This window comes from Mycobacterium sp. NGS18 (assembly GCF_059813185.1).
The window spans coordinates 35934-53728 of the sequence record NZ_JCALEC010000011.1 but is presented as its reverse complement, the minus strand read 5'-3'; the positions used below and the strand labels follow the sequence as shown (position 1 = coordinate 53728).

Here is a 17795-nt window from a genome sequence, read left to right as displayed (position 1 = left end):
GCATCGCTAGAATTAGCACATGCGTTCGAATGATCGGGAAGAAATCGTCGAGGTGTTCGACGCTCTTTCGGCCGATCTGGATCGGGCCATGGACCTGGACTTCTCGGCGCTGGCCCCACGCGAATGCCTGGCACTGCTGCAGCGCTGCGAGACGCTGCGCCGCCGGCTGCCCGCGGTGGAGCATCCGATGGTCAACCAAATCGCCGCCACCGACCCCGACGAACTGGGCGGCAAACCTCGCTGGGTGCTCGCCGACGAACTCGGCATCACCCGCGGGGAGGCCGGGCGCCGCATCAACGAGGCCGCCGACCTGGGACCGCGGCGCACCCTGACCGGCGAACCCCTGGCTCCGGTGCTGCCCGCGGTGGCCACCGCCCAACACAAAGGGCAACTCGGGGCCGAGCACATCGCGGTGATCCGCGCCCTGTTCGACTACCTCCCCGAGGGCATCGATGCGGGAACGCTGACCCAAGCCGAGCAGCATCTCACCGACCTGGCCGCCCACCATCGGCCCGACGAACTTGCCAAACTCGCCCAGCGAGTCGCCGACTATCTGCGCCCCGACGGCGACCACACCGACAAAGAGCAACGCGCCAAACGACGCGGCATCACCGTCGGCCCGCAAGACCGCGACGGCATGTCCGCGATCAAAGGCCACCTCGACCCGCAGGCCCGCGCCGCCCTCGATGCCGTTTTGGCCCGCTGGGCCGCTCCGGGCATGTGCAATCCCGACGACGAGACCCCGTGCCTGTCCGGCACCCCATCACAGGCCGCGATCGACAACGACCGCCGCTCGGCGGCCCAGCGTAACCATGACGCGCTGGCGGCGATGTGCGCCAACCTGCTGGCCTCCGGCGAGTTGGGCTGCCATCACGGGCTGCCGGCCAGCGTGGTCGCCTCGCTGAGCCTGGCCGAGCTTGAGGCCGCCGCCGGCAAAGCCACCACCGCCGGCGGGACGTGGCTACCCGTGCGTGACCTGATCGGACTGGCCTCCCAGGCGCACCACTACTTGCGGATATTCGACGGCGCCAAGGAGATCGCGCTCTTTCACGCGAAACGACTCGCCAACCCGGGTCAGCGCTTGGTGCTCTACGCCAAGGAGCGCGGCTGCACCCACCCGGGCTGCACCGTGCCCGCCCAGCTCACCGAGGTGCACCACAACCAGGACTACGCCCAACACCCCCGCACCGACATCGACGACCTCACCCTGCGCTGCGGGCCGCACCATCGACTACTGTCCAACGGCTGGACAACCCGCAAGCGCAGCGACGGGGTGACCGAGACGCTGCCGCCGGCGCACCTCGACCGCGGCCAGCCCCGCACCAACAGCTATCACCACCCGGAGAATCTGCTGCGCGACAGCGCCGACGGCGACGACGATCCCGAGCATCCGTAGCGGTGGCCGGGTGCGTGAATCCCCTCGCGTACCAAAGACACATCGGCCACAACCCGTCGGGGGGTTGTGGCCGATGTGTCCCTATTCGGTGTGGACTACTCCACTCAGAGACCCAGCATGCTGAAGATGCCCAGGTCGCCCAGGAAATCGGTCAGCGTGGTGGCGTCGGTCACTGGGGTGGCACCGGTGCCCAGCAGGCTGGTCAGCAAGTCACCCAACGTCTCATCGCCCAGTATTCCGGTACCGGTCGGGTCGCTCAGGGTGCCGCCGAGCGTGATGCCGTCCACGAACTGGTCCCATCCGGCACCGAGCTGGTCCGGAGTGATGCCCAGCAGGCTCGCGATGGTGGCGTCGGTCATCCCGTTGGCGTCCAGCAGGTCGTTGATCGAGGTCGTGGCGCCGATCCCCAGCATTTCGTTCAGCAGGGAGGCCAGCGTGTCGGTCGGGGACAGGCCCAGCATCGGCAGGTCCAACAGGCCGGCGTAGGAACCCAGGCCGAAGAAGCCCAGCAGATCGCCGATGCTCGTGTTGGCGCCGGCGCCGCCGATGAAGCCACCGATCAACGAGTCGATCGGCACATCGCCCAGGCCAACGCCGCCGATCTGCACGTCGTTAAGCACCGCAGTGAGGTCGGTGCCGAGGAATCCGCCGGTGATCGCGTCTAGCGACACGTTGTCCGGGTTCAGCGCGGCCAGCAGCGCGCTCAGTTCCGAGCTGGTGTTGATGCCGGTACCGAACAGGCCCAGCACCTGGCCCATGTTGCCGAAGCCGAGGGTGTCCAGCAGCGTCTGCAGGCTCGCTTCGAAGGTCGGGAAGGTGGTGGGGTCGGCCGTGAGCACGTAGTCGCGCTGCACCGATCCAGTAAGGCTGCTAGCAACGGTCGGAGCAACTGCTACGCCGCCGAATAGAGCTGCACCGGCTAATGCGGTACTGGCGGCGAGTGCGCCGGCTTTCGCCACGAAGCCGTGCGACTCCGTCGGCGCTGCAATGGAGAGAGTGGACATGTATGGGCCCCCTTCTGGGATCAAACAAATGATGTTGCACGTTCTACAACGAACGTTAACTTAAAATGTACTCAGCCTCATGTCAACTACCTTTGTAGAATTCTTTCGTCTGCGTCAGCAACGTCAATCACCAGGAATTTCCCAGCTCACGCGCCTCACTAGCGAAGACCCGCATCAGGGGCGCCAGACGAAGCAACAACTTGCTAGCCCATGTGCGATAACAGCTCACTTAGCATTTTCTAGGCATTTCAGTCGGGCCGTCCGGCTACGCCCGACCGCAATACGATATCGCGTAAACAACCCGTTATAACGGTCGAACCGTATGAAATTGACGGCCGGCGAATACCGAGCGATTCAGAGCTTCGAAGCGAAATACGCACCTCACCGCTAGCAAATTGCAGCAAAGCAAGCACGCCCGAATTTTCGGGTGCTGCGATGGTTACAAAAAAGGCACCCGGCCGGATGGCCGGGTGCCGAGGAGCGGAGCTGAATCCGCTACCAGTTCAGCAGGCCGAAGGCATCCAGGAGGTCGGTGATCGGCGTGTCGCCGGTGATCGTCAGGGTGCTGTCGTCGGGCAGCCAGCCCTGCAGCATGTCGCCGATCGTCTGGGAGCCCAAACCATCCGTGCCCGGGTGGAAGAAGATCCCGCCGAACAGCATGTTGCTCAGGTAGGCATTCCAGGTCTCGTTGGGATCCATGTTCAGCAGAGTGCCCAGACTCTGGCCCCCCAGATAGGTGTTGGCGGTGGTTCCCCAGGGCACCGTCTGCAGGTAATCACCGAGGGTCTTGGCGGTGTCCGCGAGAGTTGTGACGGTGGGACTGCCGGTGGGAATGCCGGCGAGGGTGTGCGTGACGGTCTTGGTGATGTCGGTGGTGGGCATCTGTAGCAGCCCGCTCAGCCAGTCGTTCAACGAACTGTTGACGCTCAAGTCCGGATTGCTGATCGAGCCACAGATGCCGGTGACTGACCCGCAGCTCTGCAGCTCCTCGTTGAAGTTGCTGAGCATGCCGCCGAGCTTGTTGAGGGCGTCGCCGTAGGTGCTGACGCCGGAGAGCCAGCTGAAGATGCCCGTCAGGCCGCCCATCGATGGCAGCTGCTGGTTCAGGCTGAAGCCCAGCTGGCTGGCCAACTCTGCCAGCGAGTGGTCATCGCCCTGACCCGCTCCGCCCAGCAGCAGATCCACCAGCTGGCCAAGCTCGACATTGCCGAGCGGAGTGCCGTTGATGCTGGAGTAGAGGTTGCTGGGGTCATCGCCGGGCCAGACCGTGGTGTAGAACGACGACGGGGCTGTGAAGACGAACGGGTTATCAATAGTCAGGCTGCCGATGGTGAGGGTCGCGCTACCCAGCAGCGACGATCCGGTGCCGCTGTACAGCGGGATATCCAGCGGGACTCCAAACTGGCCGAAGATTTCCCCAAGAGTCAGCCCGCCCGGGTTGAAGCTCTGCAGTAGCTGGCCGAGAGTCGAGCTGACGCTGAATTCCGTGTCGGGATCGCCGGGGACCGTCCCGAAGCCCGCGAGCACCTGGTTGAGGTCGCCCATCCCCATGGTGTCGAGCAGGGACTGCAGGCTCTCGGCGAAGGTCGGGAAAGCCACCTGCGCCACGTTGTGCTGCACAGCAGACGCTGCCAACGGCACACCGGCGAGCTCCGGCCCAACTGTGGCCACTCCGACCAGCCCGGCGCCGGCAAGAACGGTGGCCGCGGCCAGGGTGCCGCCCTTCAATGCCAGCGCGTGCGGGCGCGCCACCCCCAAAAGATCCGACATGGACCACACCTTTCCGGTACCCGGATCCCCCATGTGACCCAGCTGATGGCTGGAAAGTAATGGCCCTAGAAACAACTGTCAAACATAAGTTAATGCCAATTTCAGCCCATATGCACGGTTTTTCCCGCGGCCCGGTCCCCTGCGTAACCAAGCTCAGTTCATGGAAGCGGAATGGGCTCCAGAATCTCGGCCCTGGCTTCGGGCGCCCTCGCGCGCAAAGCGTCCGCGGAGGCGTCATCGGGCTGTTCCTGCGAGAGGATCTCGGCCTCCACCCGGGCGGTGTAGTTGGCCACCTCCGCATCGACGGCGGCGTCGTCCCAGCCGAGCACCGGCGCCATCACCTCGGCGACCTCGCGGGCACAGTTCACTCCGCGGTGGGCGTACTCGATGGAGATCCGGGTCCGTCGGGCCAGCACGTCCTCCAGGTGCAGGGCGCCCTCGGCGGTGACGGCGTAGGCGACTTCCACCTTCAGATAGGTGGGCGCCTCGGCGATCGGGTCCAGCAGCTCCGGCCGGCCCTCGGCCAGCGCCAGCACGTCGTGGATCAGCGATCCGTAGCGGTCCAGCAGGTGACGCACCCGGTAGGGGTGCAGGTCCTGTTCGGCGCCGACGTGCTCGGCCTGGTTGACCAGCGCGAAGTAGCCGTCGGCGCCCAGCAGCGGCACCTTCTCGGTGATCGAGGGCGCCACCCGGGTCGGGATGTACTCGGCGGCGGCGTCGATCGCGTCGGCGGCCATCACCCGATAGGTGGTGTATTTGCCGCCGGCGATGGCCACCAGGCCCGGCGAGGGGACGGCCACCGCATGCTCGCGCGACAGCTTGGAGGTGTCGTCGTTCTCCCCGGCCAGCAGCGGCCGCAGCCCGGCGTAGACGCCCTCGATGTCGGCGTGCGACAGCGGCGTGGCCAGCACGGTGTTGACGTTGGCCAGCAGATAGTCGATGTCGGCCTTGGTGGCCGCCGGGTGGGCCAGGTCCAGATTCCAGTCGGTGTCGGTGGTGCCGATGATCCAGTGGGTGCCCCACGGGATGACGAACAGCACCGACTTCTCGGTGCGCAGGATGACCGCCGCCTCGCTGACGATGCGGTCGCGCGGCACCACGATGTGCACGCCCTTGGAGGCCCGCACATGGAACCGGCCACGCTGGCGCGACAGCGCCTGGATCTCATCGGTCCACACCCCGGTGGCGTTGACCACCACATGCCCGTGCACCTCGGTGGTCGCGCCGTCCTCGGAGTCGCGGATCTTCACCCCGGTCACCCGGTCGCCCTCACGCAGCAACGCCACCACCTGGGTGGAGGTGCGGATGACCGCCCCGTAGTGCGCCGCGGTGCGCCCGACGGTCATGGTGTGCCGGGCGTCGTCGACGACGGTGTCGTAGTAGCGGATCCCGCCGATCAGCGCGCTGCGCCGCAGCCCCGGGCACAGCCGCAGCGCACCGGCGCGGGTCAGATGCCGTTGCGCGGGAACCGATTTCGCCCCGCCAAGCTGGTCGTAGAGGAAGATACCGGCGGCAACATAGGGCCGCTCCCACCACCTGCTGGTCAGCGGATACAGAAACGGCAGGGGTTTGACCAGGTGCGGTGCCAGTGTGGTCAGCGACAGCTCGCGTTCGTGCAGGGCCTCGCGCACCAGGCCGAACTCCAGCTGTTCGAGGTAGCGCAGCCCGCCGTGGAACATCTTCGAGCTGCGGCTCGACGTGCCGGCGGCGAAGTCACGGGCCTCCACCAGCGCTACCTTGAGGCCGCGGGTGGCGGCGTCCAGCGCGCACCCGGTGCCCACCACGCCGCCGCCGATCACCACCACGTCGAACTGCTCGGCACCGAGGCGTTCCCAGGCTTGTGCTCGTTGGTCAGGTCCCAGCGTGCTCACGACTGCCAGGCTACGTGGCGCCCGGGCCGCGGCCACGTGTGACACCGGCCTCACCGCTCGCGAATCAGTCCAGGTCGTCGTGCGTCATCAGCCGGCGCGCGGCCTCGGTGAGCGAGCCCGACAGCGACGGATACACCGCCAGCGTCTGCGCCAGGTCCGCCACGGTGATCCGGTTCTGCACCGCCAGCGCGATCGGCAGGATCAGCTCGGAGGCGATCGGGGCCACCACCACCCCGCCGATCACCGTGCCGGTCGCCGGCCGGCAGAACAGCTTGAGGAAGCCGTGCCGCATCCGGCTCATCTTGGCCCGGGCGTTGGTCTGCAACGGCAGCATGACAGTGCGGGCGGGCACGGTGCCGTCGTCGATCTGGGATTGCGGCACCCCGACCGCGGCGATCTCGGGCCGGGTGAACACCGCGGCGGCCACTGTGCGCAGCCGGATGGGGGCCACTGCCTCACCCAGCGCGTGATACATCGCGATCCGTCCCTGCATGGCCGCGACCGACGCCAGCGGCAGCAGCCCGGTGCAGTCCCCGGCGGCGTAGATCCCCGGCACCGACGTCCGCGACACCCGGTCCACCGGCAGATAGTTGCCGGGGCCGAGTTCGATGCCGGCCCGCTCCAGGCCCAGACCGGCGGTGTTGGGCACCGAGCCGACCGTCATCAGCGCGTGGCTGCCGGTCACGGTGCGCCCGTCGGTCATGGTGACCAGCACCCCGTCGTCGCTGCGGGTCACCGAGGCGGCCCGGGCGTTTTTGACCAGGGTGACGCCGCGTTCGGCGAACGAGCGCTCCAGCACGTGGGCGGCGTCGGGGTCCTCATGCGGCAGCACCCGGTCGCGGCTGGCCACCACCGTCACGTGCACGCCCAGTTCGGTGTAGGCGTTGACGAACTCCGCGCCGGTCACCCCGGAGCCCACCACCACCAGGTGCTCGGGCAGCGTGCGCAGGTCGTAGAGCTGACGCCAGGTCAGGATCCGCTCGTCGTCCGGCTCGGCGTTGGGCAGGGTGCGCGGGCTGGCGCCGGTGGCGATCAGCACCACGTCGGCGTCGAGCACCCGCTGGCCCCCGTCGGCCTCGGTGACCAGGATGCGGTGGTGGGCCAGCCCGGTTTCGGGGTCGATGAGCTCGCCGCGGCCGGCGATGACGTCGACGCCGGTGTTGATCAGCTGGGTCCGGATGTCGGCGGACTGCGCGGCGGCCAGCGACTTGACCCGCTCGTGGATCTGCTCCAGTTCGATCTCGGCGTCGGTGAAGTGGATGTCGAAACCCAGGTGTGGGGCCCGGCGCAGCTCGGTGCGCACCCCGGACGAGGCGATGAAGGTTTTGGACGGCACGCAATCCCACAACACGCAGGCGCCGCCGATGCCGTCGGCGTCCACCACGGTGACCGCCACCGCCTCCGGACCCTTGGCCGCCGCGACCAGCGCGGCCTCGTAGCCGGCCGGGCCGCCGCCGAGGATCACAATGCGGGTTGTCACAGCGACCAACTTATCGTCGACGCTGCGTTTAAGCTTTCTGCCGTGCCGCTCTACGCCGCCTACGGGTCAAACATGCATCCCGAACAGATGCTGCAGCGTGCACCGCACTCCCCGATGACCGGCACCGGCTGGATCCACGGCTGGCGGCTGACGTTCGCCGGCGAGGACATCGGCTGGGAGGGCGCGCTGGCGACCGTGGTCGAGGACCCGGGCTCGAGCGTGTTCGTCGTCCTCTACGACGTGACCCATGAGGACGAGAAGAACATGGACCGCTGGGAGGGCTCGGACTTCGGGATCCACAAGAAGATCCGCTGCCGGGTGGAACGGCAGAACGGGATGACGTCGGATCCCGCCGACAGTGCCCCCGAGCCGGTGCTGGCCTGGCTGTATGTGGTGGACGCCTGGGAGGGCGGGCTGCCCTCGGCACGCTACCTGGGGGTGGTGGCCGAGGCCGCCCAGATCGCCGGGGCGCCAGAGGATTACGTCCGCAACCTGCAGACCCGCCCGGCCCGCAACATCGGCCCGGGGTCCTAGAGCAGCGCGGCCTGGTCGACGATGCCGGCCATCACCTGCACCCCGATCCCCAGCGCCCGCTCGTCAAGGTCGAACGTCGGCTGGTGCAGGTCCCGTTGCGGCCCGGTGCCCGGCCACACCCCGAGCCGGGCCATCGCGCCGGGCACCTGCTCGAGGTACCAGGAGAAGTCCTCGCCGCCCCCGGACTGCCGGGTCTCGGCCAGCACGTCGGGCCCGATGGCTTCGATCGCGTGGGTGAGCATCCGCGTCGACACCGCCTCGTTGACCACCGGCGGCACCCCGCGGTGGTAGTACAGCGTGTGCTCGATGTTCAGCGGCGCCAATAAAGAGGACACCGCGTCCTCGATGACGCCCTGCATCGCCACCCAGGTGTCCCGGCTGGCGGTGCGCACGGTACCGGCCAGCCGCCCGGCCTGCGGGATCGCGTTGGCCGCCGCTCCCGAGTTGACCGCCCCCCACACCAGCACCGTGCTGTTGCGCGGGTCGATGCGCCGGGACAGTACGCCGGGCAGCCCGGTGATCAGCACCCCCAGCCCGTAGACCAGGTCAGCGGTCAGGTGCGGCCGGGAGGTGTGGCCGCCGGGGCCGCCGACGGTGATCTCGATGGTGTCGGCCGCCGAGGTGATCGGTCCGGGGATGGTGGCCACCCGGCCGACCTGCAGTCGCGGATCGCAGTGCAGCGCGAATATCCGGCTGACCCCGCTCAGCACTCCGGCCGCGATCGCGTCGATCGCACCGCCGGGCATCAACTCCTCGGCCGCCTGGAACACCAGCCGCACCCCGACCGGCAGCTCCGGCGCCGAGGCCAGCGCCAGCGCGGCACCCAGCAGGATCGCGGTGTGCGCGTCGTGACCGCAGGCGTGCGTCACCCCCGGCACCAGCGAGGAGTAGGGCGCTCCGGTCTGCTCGGTCATCGGCAGGGCGTCGATGTCGGCCCGCAACGCGATACGCGGCCCGTCTTCGGGACCAAAGTCGCAGATCAGCCCGGTTCCGCTGGGCAGCACCTTGGGGTTGAGGCCGGCACCGGCCAGGCGTTCGGCGATGAACTGGGTGGTGGCGAACTCCTGGCGGCTCAGCTCCGGATGGCGGTGCAGATGCCGGCGCCAGGCGACCAGCTCGCCGGCGTTGAGGGCCAACCACGCCTGCGCGGCCTGCGACGCGGAAGCTGAGGGCATTCACGCAGTATCCCACCGTGGCCCCCGGCTAAGCTCAACGGCTGTGACGGTTCCGCTCACGACCCAGGCGGCGGCGGTCGTGGCCCGGCGCACCGGCGTCGACACCCATGACGTAGCGATCGTCCTCGGCTCCGGGTGGGCGCCCGCGGTGGCGGCCCTGGGCACCCCCACCGCGGCGATGCCGATGGCCGACCTGCCCGGGTTCAGTGCACCGACCGCGGCGGGCCATATCGGCGAACTGGTGTCGATACCGATCGGCACACATCAGGTGCTGGTGTTGGTCGGCCGGATCCACGCCTACGAGGGCCATCCGCTGATCGACGTGGTGCGGCCGGTGCGCACCGCCGTCGCGGCCGGCGCGAACACCGTGGTGCTGACCAACGCGGCCGGCGGCCTGCGGGACAACTTCGAGGTCGGCCAGCCGGTGCTGATCAACGACCACCTGAACATGACCGGGCGCTCGCCGCTGGAGGGCGCGCACTTCGTCGACATGGTCGACGCCTACACCCCGGCGCTGCGCGCACTGGCCCGCCAGGTCGACCCGACGCTGGTCGAGGGCGTCTACGCCGGAATGTCGGGTCCGCAGTACGAGACCCCGGCCGAGATCCGGATGCTGCGCACCCTGGGCGCCGACCTGGTGGGCATGTCGACCGTGCACGAGGCGATCGCCGCCCGGGCGGCCGGGGCGCAGGTGCTGGGCGTGTCGCTGGTGACCAACCTGGCGGCCGGGATCACCGGCGAGCCGCTCAGCCACGCCGAGGTGCTGGCCGCCGGCCGGGAATCGGCGACCCGCATGGGCGAGTTGCTCGCCGAGGTCATAGCCCGGCTGTGACCCCCGAGGACTGGATCGCCCACGACCCCGACCCGGCGACCGCCGCGGAGGTGGCCGGTTGGAGTGACGACGAACGGGCCGCCCGGTTCGCCGCACCGCTGCGCTTCGGCACCGCGGGCCTGCGCGGACCGGTCCGGGGCGGGCCCGACGCGATGAACCTCGCCGTGGTGCTGCGCGCCACCTGGGCGGTGGCCCAGGTACTGATCGCCCACCGGCGCGCCGGTGCGACCGTGGTGGTCGGGCGCGACGCCCGCCACGGCTCGGCGGAGTTCGCCGCCGCGACCGCCGAAGTGCTTGCCGCGGCAGGGTTTTCCGTACTACGGCTACCCCATCCGCTGCCGACCCCGGTGGTGGCGTTCGCGGTGCGTCAGACCGGCGCGGCGGCCGGCATCCAGATCACCGCCTCACACAACCCGGCCGGCGACAACGGTTACAAGGTGTACTTCGACGGCGGGGTGCAGATCGTGGCCCCGGTCGACGCCGAGATCGAGGCCGCGATGGCCGCCGCTCCCCCGGCCGACACCATCGCCCGACGCCCCGCGCCTCCCGCCGGCGGCGAGTTGCTCCAGCGCTACATCGCGCGGGCCGCCGCGGTGCGGCGCCACCGCGGTCAGATCCGGGTGGCACTGACCCCGCTGCACGGCGTGGGCGGGGCGCTGGCGGTCGACGTGCTGCGCGCCGCGGGATTCGACGATATCCACACCGTGGCAAGCCAATTCGATCCCGACCCGAACTTTCCCACGGTGGCGTTCCCCAACCCGGAGGAACCGGGCGCCGCCGACGAGCTGCTGGCGCTGGCCGCCGACGTCGATGCCGACATCGCGATCGCACTGGATCCCGACGCCGATCGGTGCGCGGTCGGTATCGGCGGCCCGGACGGCTGGCGGATGCTGACCGGCAACGAAACCGGTTGGCTGCTCGGCGATTACCTGCTTTCGGCACTGCCTGAGGGCCGGGCTTCAGGCGCGGTGGTGGCCAGCAGCGTGGTGTCGTCGCGGATGCTGGCGAGCATCGCTGGGCGCTACGGGGCCCGCCATGTCGAGACGCTGACCGGGTTCAAGTGGCTCGCCCGCGCCGATGCGGATCTGCCCGGCGCCTTGGTCTATGCCTACGAGGAGGCGATCGGCTACTGTGTCGACCCGGATGCGGTGCGCGACAAGGACGGGATCAGCGCCGCGGTGCTGGCCTGCGATCTGGTCTCAGCACTACGCGAGCGGGGTGCCTCGGCGCTCGGGGCGCTGGATGAGTTGGCGCGCCGGTATGGCGTGCACGTCACCGACGCGGTGACGCGCCGGGTCGCCGACACCGCCGAGGCCACCGCGGTGATGGCCCGGCTGCGCGCCGATCCGCCCGGCGCGCTGGCCGGATTCACCGTGACCGCAAACGATCTGCTGCATCGCTGGGGGCCGACCACCGATGCGCTGGAGTTCGTCGGACGTCGCGACGGCACCTCGGTGCGGCTGGTGGTGCGGCCTTCGGGCACCGAGCCCAAGCTCAAGTGCTATCTCGAGGTGACCCGGGAACCGTCGGATGATCCGGCCGGCGATCGAGCGGAGGCGTTGCGGGTCTGCGCCGCCGTCGCCGACGAGGTCCGTACCTGGTAAACCCCATGAACCTCATCTGCCACCGCTTCGAAGGGGGTGGTGTGGTGCCCGCCTTTGAGCGACAACCCCAGCCCTGCCGCTGAATCCAGGCGGCGCCGAGCCGTTTGTCGCTCAAAGGCGGGCAACACTCACACCCCCACTCCTCGGTTACCGGAGTGACACAAGGGGTTTCGCGGCCTCAGCGCGGGCCGAACTGCCGGTCACCGGCATCACCGAGCCCCGGCACGATGAAGGCGTCGGCGTTGAGCCCGTCGTCGACAGCGGCGGTGAACAGCCGCACCCCCGAACCGGCATTGCTCAGTGCCGCAACGCCTTCCGGTGCGGCCACCACGCACAGCACGGTGATGTCGGTCGCGCCACGGTCGGCCAGCAGTCCAACGGTGTGCACCAGCGAGCCGCCGGTGGCCAGCATCGGATCCAGCACCAGCACCGGTCGGGTGCCCAGATCTGCCGGCAGCGAGGCCAGGTACGGCACCGGCAGGTGGGTCGACTCCTCGCGTACCACGCCGACGAACCCAACCTCGGCTCCGGGGATCAGGGCGTGCGCGGCATCGATCATGCCCAGCCCGGCGCGCAGCACCGGTACCAGCAGCGGTGGCCGCACCAGCCGCGCCCCGACGGTCTCGGCCATCGGGGTGCGCACCGCGACCTGCTCACAGGGGGCGTCCCGGGTTGCCTCGTAGATCAGCATCAGGGTCAGATCGTGCAGCGCGGCCCGGAATCCGGCACTGCCGGTGCGCTCGTCGCGCAGCGAAGTCAACCGGACCGCGGCCAGCGGGTGGTCGACGACGCGGACATCCACGGGCTCACACCCTACGGCGTCAGGCGTCGAGATAGTTGAACAGGCTGAAGCCCACCCCGACCAGGTCGAGCAGCGGCTGCGCGGAGATCAGCGGTGCCCCGTTGAAGATGGCGTCGGGACCCAGCACGTCGAGCAGGTCCCACTGGCTGGCCAGGTCGTGCCACCCGGTCAGCAGCGCCTGATCCAGCTCCATCGTCAGGTTGTAGCCGGTCAGGAGCGTGTCGACGATCGACTGTGACAGCGGAGCCTGCCCGGCGAAGTCCAGCAGGTGGTTGATGGTGTTGGTCAGGCTCTGCACACCCGCGTACTGCAGGCCGGCCAGCATCTGCAGCGGGTCCATCCGCAGCAGGAACCCGGCGACACCGGCGTCCTCGGACAGCTGGCCGGTCGCGGTGACGGCCCAGGCGCCGGCGGCGCCGATCGGGTCGACACCGCCCACGGCGATGCCGGCGTCCGGGGCACCTGGGTTGCCGTAGGACCAGTCGATGGCGACCTTCAGGATCGGCGCCAGCGCGTCGCCGAGCACCTTGCCGACGTCACCGAGCCCGTAGAGCGGTCCCAGGATCGGCAACTGCGCGGTGGGCAGCATGTAGAAGTCGTTGCCCCCGATCGAGCCCAGGTCGATCGCGTTGCCGAGGTTGTCGTTGAAGTAGGCGCCGTGCACCGCCGGAATTCCCATCAGTGCGTTGATTACGGCCAGCAGGTTGGTGGGGTCCACGGGGAAGTTGGACCAGCCGTCGTATTCGGTGCTGTAGATGCTGGCCGAGAAGTCGGTGGGGCCGGCGCCGATGCCCACCGGGATGCCGAGGAACGGGATGTGCTGCATGTTCCCGTCGAGGCCGTCGGCGAAGTGCAGCCGGCTCAGAATGCCGCCGATGGGGCTGTTGGGGTCACCGATCAGCACGAAGTGCAGGTTGTCCGGGTCATAGGAGCCACCCGGCGCGTCGGCGAGCAGCTTCTGCATCGCCAGGGTGGCGACGACCGCGCTCTGCGAGTAGCCGAACACCGTGACGTCGTCGCCGGCCTCCAGTTGCGGGCGGATCGCCGCGTCCAGGTTGGCGGCACCCTCGGCCAGCGAGTCCGCGAAATTCAGCTGCGGTACCGGCAACGGCTGGCAGATGATCGGGCAGAACTGCTCCGGGGTGACCAGGCCGTCGAACACATAGTCCGGGAAGGCCGTCTGCCCGGGGAACCACGGCGCGGCGGGCTGCAGGTAGAACTCCCGCACCACATCCATGTAGTTGCCGACCGTCGGGTCGGACTGGCCGGTGCCGGTCATGATCCAGCCCTGCCCGGCCAGCAGCACGACATCGGCGATCAACTTCTCCAGCCGGTAGGCCAGCGCCGGTGCCAGCAGCGACGAACTGGCCAACACGATCGCGCAGAGCGCGGCCAGCAGGGTCGCCCCCACCGCGTGCAGTCGCTTAGCCGTCATCGCAGACCTCCCGGTCGTCGCCGTTGTATCGCCAGACGATTCATATCGATCTATAAGGCGAATTTCAGGCTTCACCTTAGGGAGAAAACGCGCGTTGTCAAATACGCGCTACGAGCGGGTCCCAGGACCGGCTTGCTAGGCGCCGAAGACGTTGAAGATGTCGAAGCCCACGCCGACCAGAGCCAGCAGCCCGTCACCGGGGACGCCCACCCCGCTCAGCACCGCGTCGGGGCCCAGCACATCGCCCAGGTCCATCGAGTTGGCCAGGCTGCTCCAGCCGTCGAGAATGAACTTATCGATTGAGTTGACCAGGTCATAGCCGGTGATGACCTGCAAAAAATCGGTGATGCCGGTGATGGTGCTGATGTCCGAGGCCGACAGCGTGCCGCCGTTGGCGGCCGCAGCGACGTCCGCCCACGGGCCGACGAGGCTTTGGATCAGCGCGTTCTGGGTGCCGGCCAGCATCTGCAGCGGGTCCATCTTCATGAACAGCCCCATCACGCCGGAGCCGTCGTAGAGCTCGCCGGTCGGCGTCATCGCCCACGGCCCACCGGCCACCCCGAAGGCCTGCTGGTAGGCGCTGCCGCTGATGAAGTCACCGGCCGGAATCTTGTAGAGCCCGTTGACATCGGGGTCGCCGGCGTTGCCGTAGCCCCAGTTGATGAGCAACCGGGCCCACGGCGAGAAGAAGTCGCCGAAGAACTGCCCCGCGGTCCCGCCGTTGAACATGAACTGCAGAATCGGCAGGTTCTGCGGGATCATGTAGAAGTTGGCGTCGCCGATGGTTCCCACGCTGATCGCGCTGGCCAGCTGCTCGGCGGTGTAGAGCGGGTAGTACGGGTGCACGGTGAGAATGCCGATCAGCGCGTTGATCACGGCCAGGATGTTGGTCGGATCCTGCGGGAAGTTCGCCCAGCCGTCGTATTCACCGGTGTAGATGTCGGTCGAGATGTGGTCGGTGGGGGTGGGCGCCAGGCTCAGCGGGATGTTCACGAACGGCACGTGCTGGTCGTCGGGAAACTGGAAGCGGTCCAGGATGCCGCCGATCGCGTTGTTGGGGTCGCCGATCAGCACGAAGTGCAGATTGCCGAGCTGATCCAGGGTCGGATAGCCCGCCGCCCCCGCGTTGGCGATCAGGTCGTTCATCGCGATGGTGCTGATGGCGGCGCTCTGCGAGTAGCCGAACACCGTGACGTTGTCGCCGGCCAGCAGCTGCGGAAGGATCGACTGGTGCAGCGCCGCCACTCCGGCGTTCAGCGAGTCACCGAAGTTGAGCGGGTCCTGGCCGGGGATGCACACGAACGGGCAGAACTGCTCCGGGGTGGTCAGGCCCTGGAAGGTGTAACCGGGAAACGACGGCTGGCCGTCGAAAAGCGGCGATGACGGCTGCAGGTAGTTCGCGAGGATCTGGCTGATATAGGCGCCGACGGTCGGGTCCGGGACCCCGGTGCCGCTCATGATCCAGCCTTCGTCGGCCAGCAGCCGCAGCCGGGCGATGAGCTGATCCGTCCCGGAACTGCCCACCAGTGCTGTCACGCCCAGCATCGCGGCGCACAGCACCGTCAAGACCATCGCCCCCAGCGGGCGCAACCGCCTAGTCGTCATCACGACCTCCCCGACCCCGCGGAATTATGCGCTGCTTCACACATCCCGGTCCTGTGAACCTAACCAAAAGATGAGTGCACCGCCATTGTTAACACGAGAAATTCAGGTTTCTTTATTTGCCGCTGCGAAGGGGCGTTAATCGCCGCACTAATCCCGGCGCGAATCCCGGTTCGGGTGCCCGGCGAGCACCTGGTTACTCTGTGCGCCATGGCAGCTGACCTCGTACCGATCCGTCTTACGGTGACCGCTGGTGACCGCTACACGCTGTGGGCGCCGCGCTGGCGCGACGCCGGCGACGAGTGGGAGGCGTTCCTCGGCAAGGACGAGGACCTGTACGGCTTCGCCACCGCCGCCGACCTGGTGGCATTCGTGCGAACCAACGCCGATAACGACCTGGTGGATCACCCGGCCTGGCCGCGACTGGTCGAGGCCAACGCGCACAAGCTCAACCCGGCCGCCGGCCGCCACTACGACCTGATCGCGGTCGAGGAACTGCTCGCCGAGAAGCCGACCAAGAAATCGGTGCGGACGGTGGCCGACGCGATGGAGGTCGTCTCCTCGATCGGGTCGGTGTGCGACCTGATCACGGTGACGAAGTTCTTCAACGGCAACCCGAGCCTGGGCACCCTGGCCGGCGGCGTCGACAACTTCACCGGCCGAGCCGGCCGCAAGCGGTGGAACGCCCTCGCCGACATCGTCGGCCGCAGCTGGGGCAATGTGCTGGCCGCGGTCGAAGAAGTGCTCAGCACGCCCGACGTCGATGCCGCCGCGTCGTCGAAGGCGGCCGACGAGCTGGCCGAAGAGCCCCCGGCCGAGCTGGAGGAGACGACCTCAGACGAAGCGGCAGAGGGCGACGATGACACCGCCTTGGCGGAGACGGCCGCCGCGACCAGCGAGCGCGCCACCGGCGATCGGGTGGTGCTCGGCGGTGACGCGAACTTCTGGACGAAGGTGGGCATCGACCCGATCCGGATCATCACCGACAACGGGACGTTCTTCACGCTGCGCTGCTACCTCGGCGACCAGCCGGTGTTCCTCGGCCGCAACGGGCGCATCAGCGTCTTCGGCTCCGAGCGCGCCCTGGCCCGCTACCTGGCCGACGAGCACGACCACGACCTGTCGGACCTGAGCACCTACGACGACATCCGCACCGCCGCGACCGACGGCTCGCTGGCGATCGACATCACCGACGACAACGTCTACGTGCTGTCCGGCATGGTCGACGATCTGACCGACGGCCCCGACGCCGTGGACCGCGAGCAACTCGAATTGGCCGTCGAGCTGCTGCAGGACGTGGGCACTTACGCCGAGGACGGCGTCGTCGCAGAAACCCTGAAACCGGACCGCGCGCTGGGCCGACTGGTGAGCTATGTGCTCGACCGAGAATCGGTGGCCGCCCCGCAGCGCCCGTTCGCTCCGGCGGTCAAGGAATGGGAACAACTCGAGCAGTTCATGCAGTCACGGCTGCGCCGCGAGTAACGCCCGAACGCAGGTAAGCCGGGCTTGAGCATCGCAGGAATTCACCGACAATTAACTGCATTCATTTGCCCGATTTCATTGCCGCGGGGTCGTATCCCCGATAACATCTGGCCCGATAACCCTCTGGCCGGGCCGTGTGGTTTTGCGGGGCCCTCCCAAATTCGAAAGGACTACACATGCGCAAGGCAACGCAACGAGCCGCAGCTGTATCCGCCGCAGTTTTGGGCGTCGCATTGATCGGCACGGGGTGCGACAACACCAAAGAGAAGACCAGCGAAGCCCTGAGTTCAGCGAGCTCGGTTGCCTCCTCGGCCAGCTCGGTGCTCTCGTCCGCGGTCAGCACCACCTCCGCCGAGGAGAGCGAGGGCGCCAGCTCGACCGAGATGACCGGCGCGGACGGCAAGGAGTACACCGTCGCCGGCCCGATCCTGGCCAAGCTGGACTCCCTGGACGCCGCGGCCAAGCAGGACCTGGGCGAGCCCACCGGTCCCGAGCAGAAGAACCCCGACGGCGGCACCTACCAGCAGTTCGACGGCGGCGTGATCGTTCACACCACCCGTGCCTACGTGGTGTGGGGCAAGATCCGCGACAAGTGGAACGAGCTGGGCGGCTCACAGGGCAAGCTGGGTTACCCGACCAGCGACGAGACCACCAACGCCGACGGCTCCAAGCAGTCCACGTTCGAGCACGGCGTCATCACCTGGAAAGAGGGCGACCCGGAGGCCACGGTCACCGAGCACTGATCTGAAGTCGAAGGCCGGGCAATCGCAATCGCGATTGCCCGGCTTTCGTCGTTCACCGGGGTTGC

14 protein-coding genes are annotated in these 17795 nt (G+C 68.3%); 6 read left to right on the top strand and 8 right to left on the bottom strand.

Going from position 1 to position 17795, the window contains the following annotated elements; genetic code table 11:
* Nucleotides 1–19 precede the first annotated feature (19 nt).
* Nucleotides 20–1396, top strand: a complete 1377-nt coding sequence (locus AC5Y31_RS18395; RefSeq protein ID WP_499982034.1) for an HNH endonuclease signature motif containing protein — start codon at nucleotides 20–22, stop codon at nucleotides 1394–1396.
* Between the two features lie 104 nt (nucleotides 1397–1500).
* On the opposite strand, the gene AC5Y31_RS18390 is transcribed toward AC5Y31_RS18395, so the two are convergent.
* The 4 genes from AC5Y31_RS18390 to AC5Y31_RS18375 all read right to left on the bottom strand — a co-directional run bounded on the left by AC5Y31_RS18390 (nucleotide 1501) and on the right by AC5Y31_RS18375 (nucleotide 7521).
* Complete coding sequence (locus AC5Y31_RS18390) at nucleotides 1501–2250, bottom strand: hypothetical protein (RefSeq protein ID WP_499982033.1); 750 nt, start codon at nucleotides 2248–2250, stop codon at nucleotides 1501–1503.
* Nucleotides 2251–2895: 645 nt separating this feature from the next.
* Entirely contained in the window at nucleotides 2896–4170 is a 1275-nt protein-coding gene (locus tag AC5Y31_RS18385) for a hypothetical protein (protein ID WP_499982031.1), read from the bottom strand.
* Nucleotides 4171–4328: 158 nt separating this feature from the next.
* A complete protein-coding gene (gene glpD, locus AC5Y31_RS18380; protein WP_499982029.1) occupies nucleotides 4329–6086 on the bottom strand; it encodes a glycerol-3-phosphate dehydrogenase in 1758 nt (585 codons plus the stop codon).
* Between the two features lie 19 nt (nucleotides 6087–6105).
* Nucleotides 6106–7521: an NAD(P)H-quinone dehydrogenase gene (locus AC5Y31_RS18375; RefSeq protein ID WP_499982026.1), complete on the bottom strand. Its 1416-nt coding sequence runs from the start codon at nucleotides 7519–7521 to the stop codon at nucleotides 6106–6108.
* A 42-nt stretch (nucleotides 7522–7563) separates the two neighbouring features.
* Between AC5Y31_RS18375 and AC5Y31_RS18370 the strand changes: the two genes are divergently transcribed.
* Entirely contained in the window at nucleotides 7564–8055 is a 492-nt protein-coding gene (locus AC5Y31_RS18370) for a gamma-glutamylcyclotransferase family protein (RefSeq protein WP_301634044.1), read from the top strand.
* On the opposite strand, the gene AC5Y31_RS18365 is transcribed toward AC5Y31_RS18370, so the two are convergent.
* On the bottom strand, nucleotides 8052–9230 hold the full coding sequence (locus AC5Y31_RS18365) for an amidohydrolase (RefSeq protein ID WP_065026263.1): 1179 nt from the start codon (nucleotides 9228–9230) through the stop codon (nucleotides 8052–8054). The two genes, AC5Y31_RS18370 and AC5Y31_RS18365, sit on opposite strands and share 4 nt — an antisense overlap.
* 43 nt (nucleotides 9231–9273) lie before the next feature.
* Between AC5Y31_RS18365 and AC5Y31_RS18360 the strand changes: the two genes are divergently transcribed.
* Nucleotides 9274–10062 carry a purine-nucleoside phosphorylase gene (locus AC5Y31_RS18360; RefSeq protein ID WP_065026264.1) on the top strand — a complete coding sequence of 263 codons (789 nt, stop codon included), beginning with the start codon at nucleotides 9274–9276 and terminating at the stop codon, nucleotides 10060–10062.
* A complete protein-coding gene (locus AC5Y31_RS18355) occupies nucleotides 10059–11666 on the top strand; it encodes a phospho-sugar mutase (protein ID WP_499982024.1) in 1608 nt (535 codons plus the stop codon). The genes AC5Y31_RS18360 and AC5Y31_RS18355 overlap by 4 nt, the downstream gene beginning before the upstream one ends.
* A gap of 178 nt (nucleotides 11667–11844) precedes the next feature.
* Here AC5Y31_RS18355 and upp read toward each other — a convergent pair whose 3' ends face one another.
* The 3 genes from upp to AC5Y31_RS18340 form a co-directional block, all read right to left on the bottom strand.
* The gene (gene upp / locus AC5Y31_RS18350) at nucleotides 11845–12468 is read right to left on the bottom strand and encodes a uracil phosphoribosyltransferase (protein WP_499982022.1); all 624 of its coding nucleotides are present in this window, start codon (nucleotides 12466–12468) and stop codon (nucleotides 11845–11847) included.
* A 19-nt stretch (nucleotides 12469–12487) separates the two neighbouring features.
* Nucleotides 12488–13903, bottom strand: coding sequence for a PE-PPE domain-containing protein (locus AC5Y31_RS18345; RefSeq protein WP_499982021.1), 1416 nt, complete (start codon nucleotides 13901–13903; stop codon nucleotides 12488–12490).
* Between the two features lie 135 nt (nucleotides 13904–14038).
* Nucleotides 14039–15508 (bottom strand): PE-PPE domain-containing protein, encoded by a 1470-nt coding sequence (locus tag AC5Y31_RS18340; protein ID WP_499982020.1) that lies wholly within the window; start codon nucleotides 15506–15508, stop codon nucleotides 14039–14041.
* A 207-nt stretch (nucleotides 15509–15715) separates the two neighbouring features.
* Between AC5Y31_RS18340 and satS the strand changes: the two genes are divergently transcribed.
* Together satS and AC5Y31_RS18330 are read left to right on the top strand one after the other, a co-directional pair.
* Nucleotides 15716–16987, top strand: coding sequence for a protein export chaperone SatS (satS, locus tag AC5Y31_RS18335; protein ID WP_301634035.1), 1272 nt, complete (start codon nucleotides 15716–15718; stop codon nucleotides 16985–16987).
* A 233-nt stretch (nucleotides 16988–17220) separates the two neighbouring features.
* The gene (locus AC5Y31_RS18330) at nucleotides 17221–17730 is read left to right on the top strand and encodes a hypothetical protein (protein WP_301634033.1); all 510 of its coding nucleotides are present in this window, start codon (nucleotides 17221–17223) and stop codon (nucleotides 17728–17730) included.
* Nucleotides 17731–17795 lie beyond the last annotated feature (65 nt).

What these genes read in the sequence shown, in the direction of transcription:
- AC5Y31_RS18395 (WP_499982034.1), top strand. Translation starts at nt 20, where the DNA reads ATGCGTTCGAATGATCGGGAAGAAATCGTCGAGGTGTTCGACGCTCTT.
- AC5Y31_RS18365 (WP_065026263.1), bottom strand. Translation starts at nt 9,230, where the DNA reads ATGCCCTCAGCTTCCGCGTCGCAGGCCGCGCAGGCGTGGTTGGCCCTC.
- AC5Y31_RS18345 (WP_499982021.1), bottom strand. Translation starts at nt 13,903, where the DNA reads ATGACGGCTAAGCGACTGCACGCGGTGGGGGCGACCCTGCTGGCCGCG.
- AC5Y31_RS18340 (WP_499982020.1), bottom strand. Translation starts at nt 15,508, where the DNA reads ATGACGACTAGGCGGTTGCGCCCGCTGGGGGCGATGGTCTTGACGGTG.
- AC5Y31_RS18385 (WP_499982031.1), bottom strand. Translation starts at nt 4,170, where the DNA reads ATGTCGGATCTTTTGGGGGTGGCGCGCCCGCACGCGCTGGCATTGAAG.
- satS (WP_301634035.1), top strand. Translation starts at nt 15,716, where the DNA reads ATGGCAGCTGACCTCGTACCGATCCGTCTTACGGTGACCGCTGGTGAC.